Consider the following 16,902-nt stretch of genomic DNA (forward strand, 5'->3'; position numbering starts at 1 on the left):
TCTTCATAACTCAATTTCATAATAAAACACCCCAAAAGTTAGATTTTTTCTGTCTAACTTTTGGGGTGCAGTTCAATTTTCAGCTCTTTTGAGTTGTCTTCGTTGACATTTTATTTCAATAGTGTATAATTGATGTAATTAATAAAGTTACAACAAACAAAAGGAGACACCCTATGACTTATGCATACCAAAGCCACATTTACCTAGCAGAGGCTGTTTTAAATGTCAAGGATTTAACGAGTCAAACGGCTTTTTATCACCAGATTATTGGCTTGGAGATTTTATCCCAAACAGAGACAGAAGCGATTTTGGGACTTGGTCGAAAAGCCTTGGTTCACTTGATTCAGGCTGAAAAGTCTGGCGAAGTAAGGGAACATTATGGGCTCTACCATTTGGCGATTTTGTTGCCAACACGAAAAGCCTTGGCAGATGTCTTGAAACACCTAAGTGACTTGCGGATTCCTCTGGTTGGAGGTGCAGATCATGGATACAGTGAGGCCATTTATCTAGAGGATTTGGAAGGAAATGGCATTGAACTCTACCGTGATAAGCCAGTTTCTTCATGGGATATTCGAGAAGACGGTCGCATTATCGGTGTGACCGAAGCCCTTGCGGCACAGGACATCTATGAGTTAGGAGAAAAGGTGGATCCCTTTATCCTAGCTGAAGGGACGAGAATGGGGCATATCCATCTATCGGTGAAGGATAGCCACGCGGCGAGTCAGTTTTATCAAAAGGCGTTAGGGCTAGAGGATAAATTCAGTATTCCTAGTGCTAGTTGGATAGCGGCTGGTCAGTACCATCACCACCTGGCTGTCAACGAATGGGCTGGAAAAGGGCTAGCTCCGCGTGAGCAAGGCTTGCCAGGCTTGGCCTACTATGTCCTTGAGGTCGAAAGCAAGGAAGAACTCTTGGACATCGTTCAGCAAGCACAAGAGCTAGAGGCACCAATCAAGTGGCTAAATTCGAGTAAGTTGGATCTTGTAGACCCAGATGGGATTGTGACCCGCATTCGCTTGGCACGATGAGATGTGAAAAACACATCATATACATAGAAAAAGGCGGACAAGCTCGCATTCTGTTTTTAGAATGCGAACTTGTTTGCTTTTTTATGAAATGACGAAAGCTTTCTTGGCTCTGGCAAAGATATCTGCCGGGGATATTTTCCCTTTTCTGGGGGTTCATGCTATAATACTAATAAACTTTTCTTTCTCTGGGAAGGCAAATGCCAAAAATCAGCTAGAATACTGACAATCGTTGTCACGATGCTTTTAAGAGAAAGTAGGACTCTGTTTGAACATCCGTATTGAGTTTAGGAAATGGGAATAAGATGGACACAAGTGTAAAAAATTTAATCAGTATGGGCCTTCTGGAGGACTCTTTTATCTATTATGATTTGGGGAATCAAGTATTCTACAGTGCAAAACAAGGCATGAATTATTCAGCCATTGCAGCCCCTATTGCAATCTATTCCTTGCAACGGCTGTCAAAGTTGCTCAACCAAATCTTTGGAGATGTCTCATCCCTTTTAAATCTGATTTTCTTTATCCTGATGTCTCTGTTTTTGGTTTTCGGGACCATTCTCCTTGCCAAATCTACCCGACGCAACATGAAGACAGATAGATTTAGAAAAGTCCGGCTGACAAAAGCCAATATCAAAACACTTAGGAGAAAATCTAGGGCGTTGACAGTAGTTGGCTACATTTTTGTTTTAATAACGATTTTTTCAGCCTATCGTTATCTGACTGTTTCTGATTTTCAATTTTTACTTATGTACATGTTAGGGATTGGTATTCTTACATATATAGTCTATGATTTTCGGATGAAAACGCGCAAACGACTGTTCAAGGAGCTGATGGAGACATTACAGGACGGTAGCCGAGGGAAAGAGGGAGACATGTAAGATGAGAAAAATAATCTTTATTGGACAGAGCGGTGATAAGGCCGTTTACTATAACACGCGAACGAGAGAAGCTCTTGTAGCAGATAAGAGTGTCCTCTTAAATACAGAAGGTGCAAGGAAGTCTAATAGGGCCATTATTCCTTTGATGTTTGCTTTTGTTTTTTTGGGTATTATCGGAGGATTAGTAGCTATACCTGCATTTTCAGATTTTCGATACAACAGCGGAATGACAAAGTTTTTCATTACTGGATTAATGTTTGTGTTTTTTGGTAGCATGTGGATGTTAGAGATTGCTCTATATAAAAACGTTAAATATGTTCGAGGAGCCACTAAACAACAATTTGTAGAGGCAGTAGATTCGAACTTGTTTTGGGAAAAATTTCGACGTCAAAAAGGCTTCGATAGGAAAGTTTTTGGCCTTTTTAGCTGTTATTCTGTTATTGCTTTTTGCAACGGTAATAACATTCATTGCTTTTATTCCAGGTATTATTGATTCATTTGAAAGGAAAGCTCCATTTGAATTGCAGATAATAACTTCGCCCTTAATAGGAATACTACCAGCAGTTTTTTATCTTTTCTTATTCCAAAACAACCCTATCCGCTGGCTCTTAGCTGTGCGGAAGTATGAGCAGGGGAAAGTGATATTTAAGGAAGAAGAGGAGAAACAATAGGTTTCATACTTATGCTATTGAGACCTTATTTGGTGTATGGGTAGGAACAGTGGTTGGTGATGTTTTATCAACAACCTATGATAAAATTGAAGTTTCTGATTATAGTGATTAGTGGAAACTGTGGTGATTTTATATGAGAAAAATAATTTTTATTGGACAGAGCGGTAATAAGGCCGTTTACTATAATACGCGAACGAGAGAAGCTCTTGTAGCAGATAAGAGCGCCTTGTTAAATACAGAAGGGGCTAGGAAGACCAATAGTGCTATCATTCCTTTGATGTTTGCTTTTGTTTTTTTGGGTATTATCGGAGGATTAGTAGCTATACCTGCATTTTCAGATTTTCGATACAGCAGCTGGATGGTTCCGCCTTATATCGTTGCCCAATTCTTTGTCTGCTTTGGCTTTATATGGATGATGGAAGAGGCCTTGTATAAAGAGGTGAAACAGGTTCAAGGGGCAAGTTCTCAACAGTTTGAGAAAGCCGTTTATTCAAATCTGCTTTGGGAAAATTTCAGTAAGAAAAAAGCGACGTTTGGGAAAATGATAGTTTTTCTAATAATACAGTTAGTAATTCTATTTATAGCATTTATAGGAATCGCTACCATACTAAATATTATAAATTCATTTATAAATCAGGAGAAATTTGACGCACAAATTCTATTTTCATTATTGATAGGTCTCTTTCCTGCCTTGTTGTACCTTTTCTTATTCCAAAACAATCCAATACGCTGGCTCTTAGCTGTGAGGAAGTATGAGCAGGGGAAAGTGATATTTAAGGAAGAAAAGTGAGAGGAGGATAGGATGAGAGATAGATACTTATCTTTCTGCTTCTTCCGGCCCTAATGGTATTAGGAGATATAATGCAATGATTTGATCAAAGAAGGAGCAAACTAATATGAAAAAAACTATTCTAAGTCTCTTCGCCCTCCTTGTAGCAGTTCTCAGTGTCTTTGGTTTTCTAAGATATCGAGAATATGACTCACTAAAAAACCCAATTGATGAAGTCTATTATGCGAGTGTTCATTATAAAAATATTCTGGGCTTGCCAGATATGAGTAGGATTATAAGAAGTAATACGGCATATGTAGGTGAGCCAGCCTGGATTAATTATCATCGGGAAAAACCTAGACTAGCTAATGGAGAAAAGTTACGATTATATGTTAATTCCGATGGCCTGCTTGCTGTTCTATATAGTAAAAAGTTATCAGGAGATACTTATCTCAACATTGACTATGTATATGAGAACGGTTTCGTTAAACAAAATGTTTCCATTGCTTTCTCCAAAGTTTCAGATTTTACTGTTCAAGCATTAATTGATCAGTCTAAAAAAATGGGATATGATGAAACTGCTAGTGAAATATATCGCTTTAATGGAATGGAAGAGCCCCCGCGTAAGAGTCTAGTGTCAAAAGAGGAAATATTGGACTATCTGAAGGATTACGATATTGATCAGGCTTGGTTGGCAGAAAAATCTGATCAAATTCTCTACACCTATTTTCTAGATATTTGGTTTAAAGAGGGAAGTCAGCGTTATTCTAAAGAAAATATGGGAAATTTGAAAGTGAAATACTGGGATACCATAGGGAAAGAGTAAGTATGTCATACAGAATTTAATAAGTTTTTTTCATTAAAAAAATTTATACGTCTTTTCGATTCAAAGGTGAATTATCAAAGAGCGCTGTAACTATTGGAGGATTTCATTATGAAATTGAAATAGAAAGATTATCGCTTTATTTGAAGTCATGGAAGGTATTATATAAATGTTTAAAAAGGCTGAAATGGAGCTTTTAGCTAAAAGAAATCTTCGTTATCGTATATTAAAAACAGAGGGAAAATATTATCTTCTTGATGTAGAACGACCTTTTTTGATTGTCTATTTCTTGCCCTTGTTGATTTACTTTGTGCCTCATAGATGTTATGAGATGAGTGAGGAGGAATATGGGCAATTGTCCCAAGCAGAGGAGAAGAATGCTCGGTTAAAAGAGGCCTTTGAAAAACATGGTCTTGGCTATAGCTTAGGGGCTGGCGTAGGTGCTATGCTTCTATCAAAATTATTTGATATCAACCAATTTTTGAAATTTGATTCAAGTAGAATTAGCAATTTTTTGGCGATCTTAATTGTATTATTGGTCTTTGGTTTGCGTTTATGGCTTACAGCTTCTTATGAAGTTCCTAGTAGATTAAAAAATAGAAGCTATCATAAGATATACGTTTATCCTCGTTTTGTTAAAGAATTGTTTTTTAATATTTTTGCGTATATCATGTCGGTATTATTAACGATAGTACTTATTTCAGCTTTTTTTTCTAATCAAGTGGATAATTATATTGTTCATATAGGATTGTTAATATTTTTGTTATTTTGGTTATTTATAGGGAATATGTTTTTCATGCGGCCGACGAGGAATTACTGGATAAAAATTAAAATTGGCTAAGCAGAATATATGAAACTTCCTGTTCGTTAAATGATTAATTTATTAGATTCTTGCTTTTATATTGGAAGTAATGATTGCAAACGTAATTTATTTTTTATCATCTCGGTTTTTAGTAAAGAAATTAAATTTTTGTCATTATAAAAAAGAACAAGGGAAAGTGATATTTAGGGAAGAGAAGTAAGAAGAGGATAGTATGAAAGAAAAGTATATTGAGTTTTTGAATATGGCAGTCGTGGATACTAGTCCTATAAAGAGTTTTGATTATATAAGGGCTTTTGCAATGGAGGTTGTTTTTACTTTACTAATATTTATAGTATCTATTTTTATAAAAGGTGAGATGCATGATGTGAGTATGATTATCTTTTACATTACTATTTATCATGCAGTAGCTTTATTGTCCATGTTCTTGCTATTCCAAAAATTTTCTAAATCAAAATTCTTGCAATTGATTCCAGCTAGTTCTATTTTGATTTCTCATGTTGAGTTTCTCTTCTGGGGATCTATATTTTTAGGGAAGAACTATTGGTCTGTCTTCACGATTTTAATTGGCCTAAGCCTTATTTTTCAGTTACTAACCTTTGTTTACCAGTTGTTAATTGTCCCTAAAGCTAAGAAATTACCACAGGGTGAGTATAGGAAGAATCTTTTATTTCTTCCTTCTGTTATTTGCATATTGATTTCAGCTATTGTAGTAGTTATAGCACGTTTATTTACGTTGTCAGGAATATATGTAGTTTCTTCCCTCGTCGCAGGGAGTATAGCCTGCCTTCCCTTCTATTGGCTCGAGTATGCACGAGTATTCACAGGTTGGAGAAAGAAAAGCACGAATAACTTTATTTATAGAGGCACAATAAAATAAAATTAATTAGAATAGATATCAGCAATATTGCTTATACAGAGAAAAAAATTCCCATGGATTCTTTTCTAGATTTGATTGAAGGTTGTGAAAAGTTATTATTTGAAACAGGGATCTATAAAAATGGTCCGACAACGATTGAAACATGTTTGAGCACTTTTGGAAAGCCAGGAGAAGCCTCGTTTAAGGTCTATATTCCGACAAATATTCCAATTGAAGGAAATGATGAATTTCAATATCTAGAACATTTTACTATTAAGCAGTGTGTCTCTGATGTAACTCCATTTGATGAACATTTTCTTCCAAAAATTGAAGAAATGAAGAAGTATACTCAAGATGAGGGGTTGGAAATGCAAGGAGATACCGTTTTTCTAGCGATATTGCCAATATTTGGACAGCACTTTGTTGAAATTAATATCCCAATTAAGGAGATTTCAGATGCTATTTAAAAACGTGGGAGAATATCAAGATATACAATATAGAAATGTTATCTCAAGGTATTACACAGTATCTACAGAAGAGATGCCGGACACTTATAACGCTTTTTTAGACGAAGTAAGAAAAGCAGGATATACGCTTCGAGGACCTTTCTTTTATACGATTAATTCCAAGTTAGAAGAAAATCAAGATGTGTTGATGGAACTGTTTATCCCAGTAGAAGAAGAGTGTATTGAAGATGCTTTGCCGAAAGACTTTTTGTATCATAGTCTGTTTCAAGTTTTAAATACTGTTTCAACTAGAATTTTAGAACCAGATGATGAGTTAGTACGAGAAGGAATCGACTTCTTAGCTGGCTATATTCATTTTCGAGATTATAAAGAGTTGACCCCTCCCTTCTTTTTTACCACAATCTCTGATGGGAAAGTCTATACAGATATTAAGGTAGGAGTATTGAAGGAGTAAGTTGAATTCCATCTGATAATCTACTGCTTCCAAAAGTTAGATTTTTGTGTCTAACTTTTGGGGTGCGGTTTAATCTCTCTATCTATCTTCAATCTGAAGTGAGCTTTGCTCACTTTTTTCTTTTTCTCCCGAATAGTATAAAGGAGGGTAACCTCGGAAATTTATATTATTAAGGAGAATGAATGACGTTTTTTAAATCAGGAGTTAAGAAGAGTAGATATACTCAGTTGAGTGTAGGGCTGACTACATTGTTGGTTACGAGTGCTTTTTTGTTTGGTGGTAAATCGGTTCAGGCCGACAGTGTAGCGCGTGGCGATGACTATCCGCTTCACTATAAAAATGGTAGTGTAGAAATCGATCAGTGGCGGATGTACTCTCGCCAGTGTACCTCTTTTGCGGCCTTTCGTTTGAGTAGTGTGAATGGCTTTGAGATTCCGTCTGCTTATGGAAATGCAAATGAATGGGGGCATCGTGCTCGTCGTGAAGGCTACCGTGTGGATACTAAGCCAGAAGTTGGGGCTATTGCTTGGTCGACAGAAGGTTATTATGGGCACGTGGCTTGGGTATCAAATGTGTCAGGGGATACGATTGAGATTGAAGAGTATAACTATGGTGTTAGGGAGAAATACAATCGTCGCAGCGTAAAAGCTAGTTCTATGACAGGCTTTATCCATTTTAAGGACTTGGTAGGGAGTGGTGGTAGAACTGGAAATCCTATCAGGTCAGAGTTGGCGTCTAGTGGGACTCATACGTTTACTCAAAAGTCCGCCATTAGAAACCAGCCGTCAAGTACAGCACAAGTTATTGACTACTACTATCCTGGTGAAAATGTTAGCTACGATCAAATCGTAGAAAAGGACGGCTATAAGTGGCTTAGTTACCTATCCTATAGTGGAACGAGAAGATATGTCCAGTATACGGAAACAGGATCAGTGGAGAATGGTTGGAAGAAGCAAAACGGTATTTGGAATTACCGTGAGAATGGGAAACTCGCAACTGGTTGGAAGAAAATAAATGGCAGTTGGTATCACTTCAAAGAAAATGGAATCATGTCAACAGGCTGGGTGAAGGATGGCTCGCATTGGTACTATCTAAAGGCATCAGGGGAGATGCAGACAGGTTGGCTCAAGGAAAATGGAACATGGTATTATTTGGAGAGTTCAGGGGCTATGAAGTCTAGTCAGTGGTTCCAAGTAGGAGGAAAGTATTACTACGTTAATGCTTCAGGGGCTTTAGCAGTGAATACCACTGTGGATGGCTATCAAGTAGATAGTAACGGAGCTAGAATCTAGAAAGAATATAAAAAAGAGGACTTCATTACCATTTGCCTATTCTTTCCGATGGTATTTTTCCTTTCTTTCCTTTATAATGGGTGTATGGACAAGAAAAAATTATTATTAATTGATGGATCTTCTGTGGCTTTTCGAGCTTTTTTTGCGCTCTATCAGCAGTTGGATCGGTTTAAAAATGCTAATGGCCTTCATACCAATGCAATTTACGGCTTTCAACTTATGTTGAATCATGTCTTAGAGCGGGTTGAGCCCAGTCATGTTTTGGTAGCCTTTGATGCAGGTAAGACGACTTTCCGAACAGAGATGTATGCAGACTACAAGGGTGGCCGTGCTAAAACTCCAGATGAGTTTCGTGAGCAATTTCCCTTCATTCGTGAGTTGTTAGACCATCTTGGGATTCGCCATTATGAGTTGGCCCAGTATGAAGCGGATGATATCATCGGGACTCTAGGTCGCTTGGCTGAGAAGGATTCCTTCGATGTGACTATTGTTAGCGGAGATAAGGATTTGATCCAGTTGACGGACGAGCATACGGTGGTCGAGATTTCCAAAAAAGGTGTGGCTGAGTTTGAGGCCTTTACGCCAGACTACCTCATGGAAAAGATGGGCCTCACACCAGCTCAGTTCATTGATCTTAAGGCCCTCATGGGGGATAAGTCTGATAATATCCCTGGCGTCACTAAGATTGGTGAAAAGACAGGTATCAAACTCTTGCTAGAACACGGTTCGCTAGAGGGTATTTATGAAAATATCGACAGGATGAAGGCTTCTAAGATGAAGGAAAATCTCATCAATGACAAGGAACAAGCCTTTTTATCTAAAACACTAGCGACCATTGAGACTCAGGCACCAATTGAGATTGGCCTTGATGATTTGGTCTATAATGGCCCAGATGTGGAAAATCTCGGGAAATTCTACGATGAGATGGGCTTCAAACAACTCAAACAAGCTTTAAATATTTCGTCAACGGATGCACCTGAGAGCTTGGATTACACTATTGTTGACCACGTCAGTCAAGACATGCTGAGTGCCGACTCTATCTTCCACTTTGAACTCTTTGGGGAAAACTACCATACAGATGATTTGGTTGGTTTTGCCTGGTCCTGTGGGGATAAACTTTACACTACAGATAAACTTGAGCTCTTGCAGGAGCCGTTTTTCAAGGAATTTTTAGAAAAAACACCTCTGAAAGTGTATGACTTTAAAAAAGCGAAGGTTCTTTTAAATCGCTTGGGTTTGAATCTGCAGGCCCCTGCTTTTGACAGCCGTTTGGCAAAATACTTACTCTCAACAGTCGAGAACAATGAAATTTCAACCATTGCGAGTCTCTATGGCCAGACTTATCTGGCTGATGATGAGACTTTCTACGGTAAGGGGGTCAAGAAAGCTATCCCTGAGAGAGAGAAATTCTTGGAGCATTTGGCTCGTAAGGTTGCTGTATTGGTTGAGACTGAGCCGGTTTTACTTGAAAAACTCAGTGAACATGGGCAGTTAGATCTCCTCTATGACATGGAGCAACCTCTGGCTTTTGTCCTTGCTAAGATGGAAATCGCTGGAATTAAAGTTAAAAAAGAGACCCTACTTGAAATGCAGGCTGAAAATGAGGTCGTCATTGAGCAACTCACTCAAGAGATTTACGAACTGGCTGGTGAGGAGTTTAATATCAACTCGCCTAAGCAGTTGGGCGTCCTTCTCTTTGAAAAGCTGGGTCTTCCTCTAGAATACACTAAGAAAACCAAGACAGGTTACTCGACAGCAGTGGATGTGCTGGAGCGTCTGGCTCCTATTGCTCCGATTGTTAAGAAAATCCTCGATTACCGTCAGATTGCCAAGATTCAATCTACCTATGTGATTGGCTTGCAGGATTGGATTTTGGATGATGGCAAGATTCACACGCGCTATGTGCAGGATTTGACTCAGACTGGGCGTTTGTCTAGTGTGGATCCAAACTTGCAAAATATCCCTGTTCGTTTGGAACAAGGTCGCCTCATTCGTAAGGCTTTTGTGCCAGAGTGGGAGGATAGTGTCCTTCTTAGCTCCGACTATTCACAGATTGAGTTGCGCGTTTTGGCGCATATCTCTAAGGATGAGCACTTAATCAAGGCCTTTCAAGAGGGAGCAGATATCCATACTTCAACAGCCATGCGGGTCTTTGGCATTGAACGCCCTGAGGATGTGACTCCAAACGACCGTCGTAATGCCAAGGCAGTTAACTTTGGAGTGGTTTACGGGATTTCAGACTTTGGTTTGTCTAATAATCTGGGCATCAGCCGTAAGGAAGCAAAAGCCTACATTGACACTTACTTTGAACGCTTCCCAGGTATTAAAAACTACATGGACGAGGTGGTGCGTGAGGCGCGTGATAAGGGTTATGTAGAGACTCTCTTCAAGCGTCGTCGTGAGTTACCAGATATTAATTCGCGCAACTTCAACATTCGTGGTTTTGCAGAGCGGACTGCCATTAACTCTCCTATCCAGGGTTCGGCAGCAGATATTCTCAAAATTGCTATGATCCAGCTAGATAAAGCTCTAGTTGAAGGTGGTTATCATACCAAGATGCTGTTGCAAGTGCATGATGAAATCGTCCTTGAGGTTCCAAAGGCAGAACTAGCAGCCGTCAAAGTACTGGTGAAACAAACCATGGAAGAAGCCATCCAACTCAGTGTTCCCCTTATCGCAGATGAAAATGAAGGGGCAACCTGGTACGAGGCTAAATAAGAAAGCTAGGATAGAGTTTGAAGCATTTGACTTCAAACTCTTTTTCATGATTTTCTGTAAGCAGTTTCCTTGACTTTTCCTTGTATTTGCGTTACTATATGTCCATATAAGATATGGGAGTCTGTGTACAGTCTGAGAGGAAGTGTTAAACTTCGACCGCACCTGATCTGGGTAATGCCAGCGTAGGGAACGATACTTAGCCGAATTCTGCACCTTTTCCATATATGGCAAAGGTTTTTCTTTTTGTCAAAGGAAAGCGAGAAGAGGAGGTTTTTATGAAAGCAAACATTGCCTTGCAAGTTTTACCCCTATCACAGGGGATTGATCGAATTGCTATTATCGATCAGGTGATTGCTTATCTGCAAGCTCAGTCCGTGATCATGGTGGTGACACCATTTGAAACGGTTTTGGAAGGGGAGTTTGATGAGCTCATGCGTATTCTCAAAGAAGCGCTTGAAGTGGCTGGGCAGGAGGCAGATAATGTCTTTGCCAATGTCAAAATAAATGTAGGAGAAATTTTAAGTATTGATGAGAAACTTGAAAAGTATACTGAGACGACACATTAGTCTATTGGGTTTTCTAGGAGTCTTGTCAATCTGGCAGTTAGCAGGAATATTCAAACTTTTACCCAAGTTTATTCTGCCAACCCCTTTTGAAATTCTCCAGGCCTTTGCTCGTGACAGAGAATTTCTCTGGCACCATAGCTGGGCGACCTTGAGAGTGGCTTTACTCGGACTAGTCTTAGGAGTCTTGATTGCCTGTCTCATGGCGGTGCTTATGGACAGTCTGACTTGGCTCAATGACTTGATTTACCCTATGATGGTGGTTGTCCAGACCATTCCGACCATTGCTATAGCTCCTATCCTGGTCTTGTGGCTAGGCTATGGAATTTTGCCTAAGATTGTCTTAATAATCCTGACGACAACCTTCCCTATTATCGTCAGTATTTTGGATGGATTTAGGCATTGTGACAAGGATATGCTGACCTTATTTAGTCTGATGCGTGCAAAGCCTTGGCAAATCCTGTGGCATTTTAAAATTCCTGTCAGCCTGCCTTACTTTTATGCAGGTCTGAGGGTCAGTGTCTCCTACGCCTTTATCACAACAGTGGTATCTGAGTGGTTGGGAGGCTTTGAAGGACTAGGTGTCTACATGATTCAGTCCAAGAAACTGTTTCAGTATGATACCATGTTTGCCATTATTATTCTGGTGTCGATTATCAGCCTTTTGGGTATGAAATTGGTCGATATTAGTGAAAAATATGTGATTAAATGGAAACGTTCATAGGACAAGAACGTTTGAGAAAAAGAAAAGAGGAAATGAAAATGAAGAAAACATGGAAAGTGTTTTTAACGCTTGTAACGGCTTTTGTAGCTGTCGTGTTGGTGGCTTGTGGTCAAGGAACTGCTTCTAAGGACAACAAAGAAGCAGAAGTCAAGAAGATTGACTTTATCCTAGACTGGACACCAAATACCAACCACACAGGACTTTATGTGGCTAAGGAAAAAGGCTATTTCAAAGAAGCTGGAGTGGATGTTGACTTGAAATTGCCACCTGAAGAAAGCTCATCTGACTTGGTGATTAATGGCAAGGCACCATTTGCAGTGTATTTCCAAGACTACATGGCTAAGAAATTGGAAAAAGGGGCAGGAATCACTGCCGTTGCCGCTATCGTTGAGCACAATACATCAGGGATCATCTCACGTAAATCTGACAATGTCACCAGTCCAAAAGACTTGGTTGGGAAGAAATACGGTACTTGGAATGACCCGACTGAGCTTGCTATGTTGAAAACCTTGGTAGAATCACAAGGTGGAGACTTTGAGAAGGTCGAAAAAGTACCAAACAATGACTCAAACTCGATCACACCGATTGCCAATGGCGTCTTTGACACTGCTTGGATTTACTACGGTTGGGATGGTATCCTTGCCAAATCGCAAGGCGTAGATGCTAACTTCATGTACTTGAAAGACTATGTCAAGGAGTTTGACTACTACTCACCAGTTATCATCGCTAACAACGACTATCTCAAAGACAACAAAGAAGAAGCTCGCAAAGTCATCCAAGCTATTAAAAAAGGCTACCAATATGCCATGGAACACCCAGAAGAAGCTGCCGATATCCTCATCAAGAATGCACCTGAACTCAAGGAAAAACGTGATTTTGTCATCGAATCTCAAAAATACTTGTCAAAAGAATACGCAAGCGATAAGGAAAAATGGGGACAATTTGACGCTGACCGCTGGAATGCCTTCTACAAATGGGATAAAGAACATGGTATCCTAAAAGAAGACTTGACTGACAAGGGCTTCACTAACGAATTTGTAAAATAATGACAGAAATTAGACTAGAACACGTAAGCTATGCCTATGGCGATGAAAAGATTTTAGAGGATATTAACCTGCAGGTGACTTCGGGTGAAGTGGTTTCTATCCTAGGCCCAAGTGGTGTAGGCAAGACTACCCTCTTTAACCTGATTGCAGGAATTTTAGAAGTCCAGTCGGGAAGAATTGTCCTTGATGGCGAGGAAAATCCTAAGGGGCGCGTGAGTTATATGCTGCAAAAGGATCTCCTCTTGGAGCACAAAACGGTGCTTGGCAATATCATCCTGCCTCTCTTGATTCAAAAGGTGGATAAGGCGGAGGCCATTGCCCGAACGGATGACATCCTTGCGACCTTCCAGCTGACTGCTATACGAGATAAGTATCCCCATGAACTCAGTGGTGGGATGCGCCAGCGTGTAGCCTTGCTTCGTACCTACCTTTTCGGGCACAAGCTCTTTCTCTTGGATGAGGCATTTAGCGCCTTGGATGAGATGACCAAGATGGAACTCCACGCTTGGTATCTGGAGATTCATAAGCAGCTGCAGCTGACGACCCTCATCATCACGCATAGTATCGAAGAGGCCCTCAATCTCAGCGACCGCATCTATATCTTGAAAAATCGTCCTGGGCAAATTGTTTCAGAAATTAAACTAGATTGGTCTGAAGACGAGGACAAGGAAGTCCAAAAAATTGCCTACAAACGTCAAATCTTAGCGGAATTGGGATTAGATAAGTAGAAAAATAGGGAGTTGGTGAAGATTATCCTTTACCAGCGCCCTTTTTCTTTAAAAAAATCAAAAATTTCGGTATAATAGTCAAAGATAGTCAAGGTTCAAAGAAGGAGTTTGATTTACTATGAGATTTAAAAATACATCAGATCATATCGAAGCCTATATCAAGGCGATTTTAGACCAATCTGGTATCGTGGAATTGCAACGGAGCCAGTTGGCAGATACCTTTCAGGTAGTACCGAGTCAGATCAACTATGTCATTAAGACCCGCTTTACTGAAAGCAGAGGTTACTTGGTTGAGAGCAAGCGTGGTGGTGGAGGCTACATTCGCATAGGGCGTATTGAGTTTTCCAGTCATCATGAGATGCTCCGCGATTTGCTTTACTCGATTGGTGAGCGAGTTAGTCAGGAGATTTATGAGGATATTCTCCAACTTTTGGTGGAGCAGGACTTGATGACTAAACAGGAGATGACCTTGCTGACTTCAGTAGCAACAGATCGTGTCCTAGGGGAAGAATCCTCAGTTGTCCGTGCCAATATGCTCCGACAGCTATTACAAGAGGTAGATAGAAAAGAGAAGTAAGATGAACTATTCAAAAGCATTGAATGAATGTATCGAAAGTGCCTACATGGTTGCGAGCCATTTTGGAGCTCGTTATCTAGAGTCTTGGCATTTATTGATTGCCATGTCCAATCACAGTTACAGTGTGGCAGGTGCGACTCTAAATGATTATCCTTATGAAATGGACCGTTTAGAAGAGGTTGCGTTGGAACTGACTGAAACCGACTATAGCGAAGATGAAACCTTTACGGAATTGCCCTTTTCCCATCGTTTAGAAGTTCTCTTTGCAGAAGCAGAGTATGTAGCCTCAGTGGTCCACGCAAAGGTGCTAGGGACAGAACATGTCCTCTATGCGATCTTGCATGACGGCAATGCCTTGGCAACTCGTATCTTGGAGAGAGCGGGCTTTTCTTATGAAGACCAGAAAGATCAGGTTAGAATTGCTGCTCTTCGTCGCAATCTAGAAGAGCGTGCTGGCTGGACTAGAGAAGATCTTAAGGCTTTGCGTCAACGCCATCGCACAGTAACTGACAAGCAAAATTCTATGGCCAATATGATGGGCATGCCTCAAGCTCAAAGTGGTGGTTTAGAGGATTATACTCATGACCTGACGGAGCAAGCGCGTTCTGGCAAGTTAGAGCCAGTTATCGGTCGAGACAAGGAAATCTCACGTATGATTCAAATCTTGAGCCGTAAAACCAAGAACAATCCGGTCTTGGTTGGAGATGCGGGTGTCGGGAAAACAGCTTTAGCACTTGGGCTTGCCCAGCGTATTGCTAGTGGGGACGTACCAGCTGAAATGGCAAAGATGCGCGTTCTAGAGCTTGATTTGATGAATGTCGTTGCGGGGACACGTTTCCGTGGTGACTTTGAAGAGCGTATGAACAACATCATCAAGGATATCGAGGAAGATGGCAAAGTGATCCTCTTTATCGATGAACTCCACACCATCATGGGTTCTGGTAGCGGTATTGACTCGACTCTGGATGCGGCCAATATCTTGAAACCAGCCTTGGCTCGCGGAACTCTGAGAACAGTTGGTGCAACCACTCAGGAAGAATACCAAAAACACATTGAAAAAGACGCAGCTCTTTCTCGTCGTTTTGCAAAAGTGACGATTGAAGAGCCAAGTCTAGCTGACAGTATGATCATTTTGCAAGGTTTGAAGGCTACCTATGAGAAACACCATCGTGTGCAAATCACAGATGAAGCTGTTGAAACAGCTGTTAAGATGGCGCATCGTTACTTGACTAGTCGTCACTTGCCAGACTCTGCTATCGACCTCTTAGATGAAGCAGCAGCAACAGTGCAAAACAAATCCAAGCATGTGAAAGCAGACGAATCTGACTTGAGTCCAGCTGACAAGGCCCTGATGGATGGCAAGTGGAAACAAGCTGCCCAGCTAATCGCAAAGGAGCAGGAAGTCCCTGTCTATAAAGACTTGGTAACAGAATCTGAAATTTTAACCACCTTGAGTCGTTTGTCAGGAATTCCAGTTCAAAAACTGACTCAGACTGATGCCAAGAAATACCTGAACTTGGAAGCGGAGTTGCACAAACGTGTCATCGGTCAAGATAAAGCTGTTTCAAGTATTAGCCGTGCGATTCGTCGCAATCAGTCAGGTATTCGCAGTCACAAGCGTCCAATTGGTTCCTTTATGTTCCTAGGGCCGACAGGAGTCGGTAAGACCGAATTGGCAAAGGCTCTGGCAGAAGTCCTCTTTGATGACGAATCAGCCCTTATCCGCTTTGATATGAGCGAGTATATGGAGAAATTTGCGGCTAGCCGTCTCAATGGAGCTCCTCCGGGCTATGTGGGCTACGAAGAAGGTGGGGAGTTGACTGAGAAGGTTCGCAACAAACCATACTCCGTTCTTCTATTTGACGAGGTAGAAAAGGCCCACCCAGATATCTTTAATGTCCTCTTGCAGGTTCTGGACGACGGTGTCTTGACAGATAGCAAGGGACGCAAGGTGGACTTTTCAAATACCATTATCATCATGACGTCAAACCTTGGTGCGACGGCCCTTCGTGATGATAAGACTGTTGGTTTTGGGGCCAAGGATATTCGTTTTGATCAGGAAAATATGGAAAAACGAATCTTTGAAGAGTTGAAAAAAACTTATCGACCAGAGTTTATCAACCGTATTGATGAAAAGGTGGTCTTCCATAGCTTAGATAGCAAACACATGCAAGAAATCGTTAAGATCATGGTGAAACCATTGATTGCTAGCCTCGCTGAGAAGGGCATCGACTTGAAACTGCAAGCTTCGGCACTGAAGTTGCTAGCTAGTCACGGTTACAATCCAGAAATGGGAGCTCGCCCACTTCGCAGAACACTGCAAACAGAGGTGGAAGACAAGCTAGCTGAGCTCCTCCTCAAGGGAGAACTGGTAGCAGGCAAGACTCTCAAGATTGGTGTCAAAGCTGGTCAATTAAAATTTGATATTGCTTAAAAATGGAGAATCAGGAGCAATCCTGATTCTTTTTTACTACTTTTTTATAAAAAA

Annotated in this window: 16 protein-coding genes and 1 pseudogene; all 17 read left to right on the forward strand. The window is 40.6% G+C overall.

Features of this window, described 5'->3' with window-relative positions:
* Positions 1–173 precede the first annotated feature (173 nt).
* The 17 genes and pseudogenes from K1I97_RS09305 to K1I97_RS09385 all read left to right on the forward strand — a co-directional run bounded on the left by K1I97_RS09305 (position 174) and on the right by K1I97_RS09385 (position 16,848).
* Positions 174–1,028, forward strand: a complete 855-nt coding sequence (locus K1I97_RS09305) for a VOC family protein (protein ID WP_223331777.1) — start codon at positions 174–176, stop codon at positions 1,026–1,028.
* Positions 1,029–1,330: 302 nt separating this feature from the next.
* On the forward strand, positions 1,331–1,903 hold the full coding sequence (locus K1I97_RS09310) for a hypothetical protein (RefSeq protein WP_223331778.1): 573 nt from the start codon (positions 1,331–1,333) through the stop codon (positions 1,901–1,903).
* A 1-nt stretch (position 1,904) separates the two neighbouring features.
* Positions 1,905–2,574: pseudogene (locus tag K1I97_RS09315) on the forward strand (hypothetical protein).
* A gap of 133 nt (positions 2,575–2,707) precedes the next feature.
* Positions 2,708–3,364, forward strand: a complete 657-nt coding sequence (locus tag K1I97_RS09320) for a hypothetical protein (protein WP_223331779.1) — start codon at positions 2,708–2,710, stop codon at positions 3,362–3,364.
* 106 nt (positions 3,365–3,470) lie between these two features.
* Positions 3,471–4,169 (forward strand): TipC family immunity protein, encoded by a 699-nt coding sequence (locus K1I97_RS09325; RefSeq protein WP_223331780.1) that lies wholly within the window; start codon positions 3,471–3,473, stop codon positions 4,167–4,169.
* 166 nt (positions 4,170–4,335) lie between these two features.
* On the forward strand, positions 4,336–5,007 hold the full coding sequence (locus K1I97_RS09330) for a DUF443 family protein (RefSeq protein ID WP_223331781.1): 672 nt from the start codon (positions 4,336–4,338) through the stop codon (positions 5,005–5,007).
* A gap of 193 nt (positions 5,008–5,200) precedes the next feature.
* A complete protein-coding gene (locus tag K1I97_RS09335) occupies positions 5,201–5,866 on the forward strand; it encodes a lantibiotic ABC transporter permease (protein ID WP_223331782.1) in 666 nt (221 codons plus the stop codon).
* Positions 5,867–5,919: 53 nt separating this feature from the next.
* Positions 5,920–6,312: a hypothetical protein gene (locus tag K1I97_RS09340; protein WP_223331783.1), complete on the forward strand. Its 393-nt coding sequence runs from the start codon at positions 5,920–5,922 to the stop codon at positions 6,310–6,312.
* Positions 6,302–6,766, forward strand: a complete 465-nt coding sequence (locus K1I97_RS09345) for a DUF5085 family protein (protein ID WP_223331784.1) — start codon at positions 6,302–6,304, stop codon at positions 6,764–6,766. The genes K1I97_RS09340 and K1I97_RS09345 overlap by 11 nt, the downstream gene beginning before the upstream one ends.
* Positions 6,767–6,948: 182 nt before the next feature.
* The gene (locus K1I97_RS09350) at positions 6,949–8,058 is read left to right on the forward strand and encodes an SH3 domain-containing protein (RefSeq protein ID WP_223331785.1); all 1,110 of its coding nucleotides are present in this window, start codon (positions 6,949–6,951) and stop codon (positions 8,056–8,058) included.
* Positions 8,059–8,142: 84 nt separating this feature from the next.
* Positions 8,143–10,776, forward strand: coding sequence for a DNA polymerase I (polA, locus tag K1I97_RS09355; protein ID WP_223331786.1), 2,634 nt, complete (start codon positions 8,143–8,145; stop codon positions 10,774–10,776).
* Between the two features lie 275 nt (positions 10,777–11,051).
* The gene (locus K1I97_RS09360) at positions 11,052–11,342 is read left to right on the forward strand and encodes a thiamine-binding protein (RefSeq protein ID WP_223331787.1); all 291 of its coding nucleotides are present in this window, start codon (positions 11,052–11,054) and stop codon (positions 11,340–11,342) included.
* The gene (locus K1I97_RS09365; protein WP_223331788.1) at positions 11,305–12,063 is read left to right on the forward strand and encodes an ABC transporter permease; all 759 of its coding nucleotides are present in this window, start codon (positions 11,305–11,307) and stop codon (positions 12,061–12,063) included. Before K1I97_RS09360 ends, K1I97_RS09365 begins: the two co-directional genes overlap by 38 nt.
* 38 nt (positions 12,064–12,101) lie before the next feature.
* Positions 12,102–13,109, forward strand: coding sequence for an ABC transporter substrate-binding protein (locus K1I97_RS09370; RefSeq protein WP_223331789.1), 1,008 nt, complete (start codon positions 12,102–12,104; stop codon positions 13,107–13,109).
* Positions 13,109–13,837 (forward strand): ABC transporter ATP-binding protein, encoded by a 729-nt coding sequence (locus K1I97_RS09375; RefSeq protein WP_223331790.1) that lies wholly within the window; start codon positions 13,109–13,111, stop codon positions 13,835–13,837. The genes K1I97_RS09370 and K1I97_RS09375 overlap by 1 nt, the downstream gene beginning before the upstream one ends.
* Before the next feature lie 118 nt (positions 13,838–13,955).
* Positions 13,956–14,414, forward strand: a complete 459-nt coding sequence (locus tag K1I97_RS09380) for a CtsR family transcriptional regulator (RefSeq protein ID WP_001211263.1) — start codon at positions 13,956–13,958, stop codon at positions 14,412–14,414.
* Between the two features lies 1 nt (position 14,415).
* On the forward strand, positions 14,416–16,848 hold the full coding sequence (locus tag K1I97_RS09385) for an ATP-dependent Clp protease ATP-binding subunit (protein ID WP_223331791.1): 2,433 nt from the start codon (positions 14,416–14,418) through the stop codon (positions 16,846–16,848).
* Positions 16,849–16,902: the final 54 nt, after the last annotated feature.

Source organism: Streptococcus oralis, assembly GCF_019929345.1.
Taxonomy (GTDB): domain Bacteria; phylum Bacillota; class Bacilli; order Lactobacillales; family Streptococcaceae; genus Streptococcus.

Bases quoted from the DNA above. Each gene is read 5' to 3' on its own strand.
- K1I97_RS09305 (WP_223331777.1), top strand. From the start codon at position 174: ATGACTTATGCATACCAAAGCCACATTTACCTAGCAGAGGCTGTTTTA.
- K1I97_RS09310 (WP_223331778.1), top strand. From the start codon at position 1,331: ATGGACACAAGTGTAAAAAATTTAATCAGTATGGGCCTTCTGGAGGAC.
- K1I97_RS09320 (WP_223331779.1), top strand. From the start codon at position 2,708: ATGAGAAAAATAATTTTTATTGGACAGAGCGGTAATAAGGCCGTTTAC.
- K1I97_RS09325 (WP_223331780.1), top strand. From the start codon at position 3,471: ATGAAAAAAACTATTCTAAGTCTCTTCGCCCTCCTTGTAGCAGTTCTC.
- K1I97_RS09330 (WP_223331781.1), top strand. From the start codon at position 4,336: ATGTTTAAAAAGGCTGAAATGGAGCTTTTAGCTAAAAGAAATCTTCGT.
- K1I97_RS09335 (WP_223331782.1), top strand. From the start codon at position 5,201: ATGAAAGAAAAGTATATTGAGTTTTTGAATATGGCAGTCGTGGATACT.
- K1I97_RS09340 (WP_223331783.1), top strand. From the start codon at position 5,920: ATGGATTCTTTTCTAGATTTGATTGAAGGTTGTGAAAAGTTATTATTT.
- K1I97_RS09345 (WP_223331784.1), top strand. From the start codon at position 6,302: ATGCTATTTAAAAACGTGGGAGAATATCAAGATATACAATATAGAAAT.
- K1I97_RS09350 (WP_223331785.1), top strand. From the start codon at position 6,949: ATGACGTTTTTTAAATCAGGAGTTAAGAAGAGTAGATATACTCAGTTG.
- polA (WP_223331786.1), top strand. From the start codon at position 8,143: ATGGACAAGAAAAAATTATTATTAATTGATGGATCTTCTGTGGCTTTT.
- K1I97_RS09360 (WP_223331787.1), top strand. From the start codon at position 11,052: ATGAAAGCAAACATTGCCTTGCAAGTTTTACCCCTATCACAGGGGATT.
- K1I97_RS09365 (WP_223331788.1), top strand. From the start codon at position 11,305: ATGAGAAACTTGAAAAGTATACTGAGACGACACATTAGTCTATTGGGT.
- K1I97_RS09370 (WP_223331789.1), top strand. From the start codon at position 12,102: ATGAAGAAAACATGGAAAGTGTTTTTAACGCTTGTAACGGCTTTTGTA.
- K1I97_RS09375 (WP_223331790.1), top strand. From the start codon at position 13,109: ATGACAGAAATTAGACTAGAACACGTAAGCTATGCCTATGGCGATGAA.
- K1I97_RS09380 (WP_001211263.1), top strand. From the start codon at position 13,956: ATGAGATTTAAAAATACATCAGATCATATCGAAGCCTATATCAAGGCG.
- K1I97_RS09385 (WP_223331791.1), top strand. From the start codon at position 14,416: ATGAACTATTCAAAAGCATTGAATGAATGTATCGAAAGTGCCTACATG.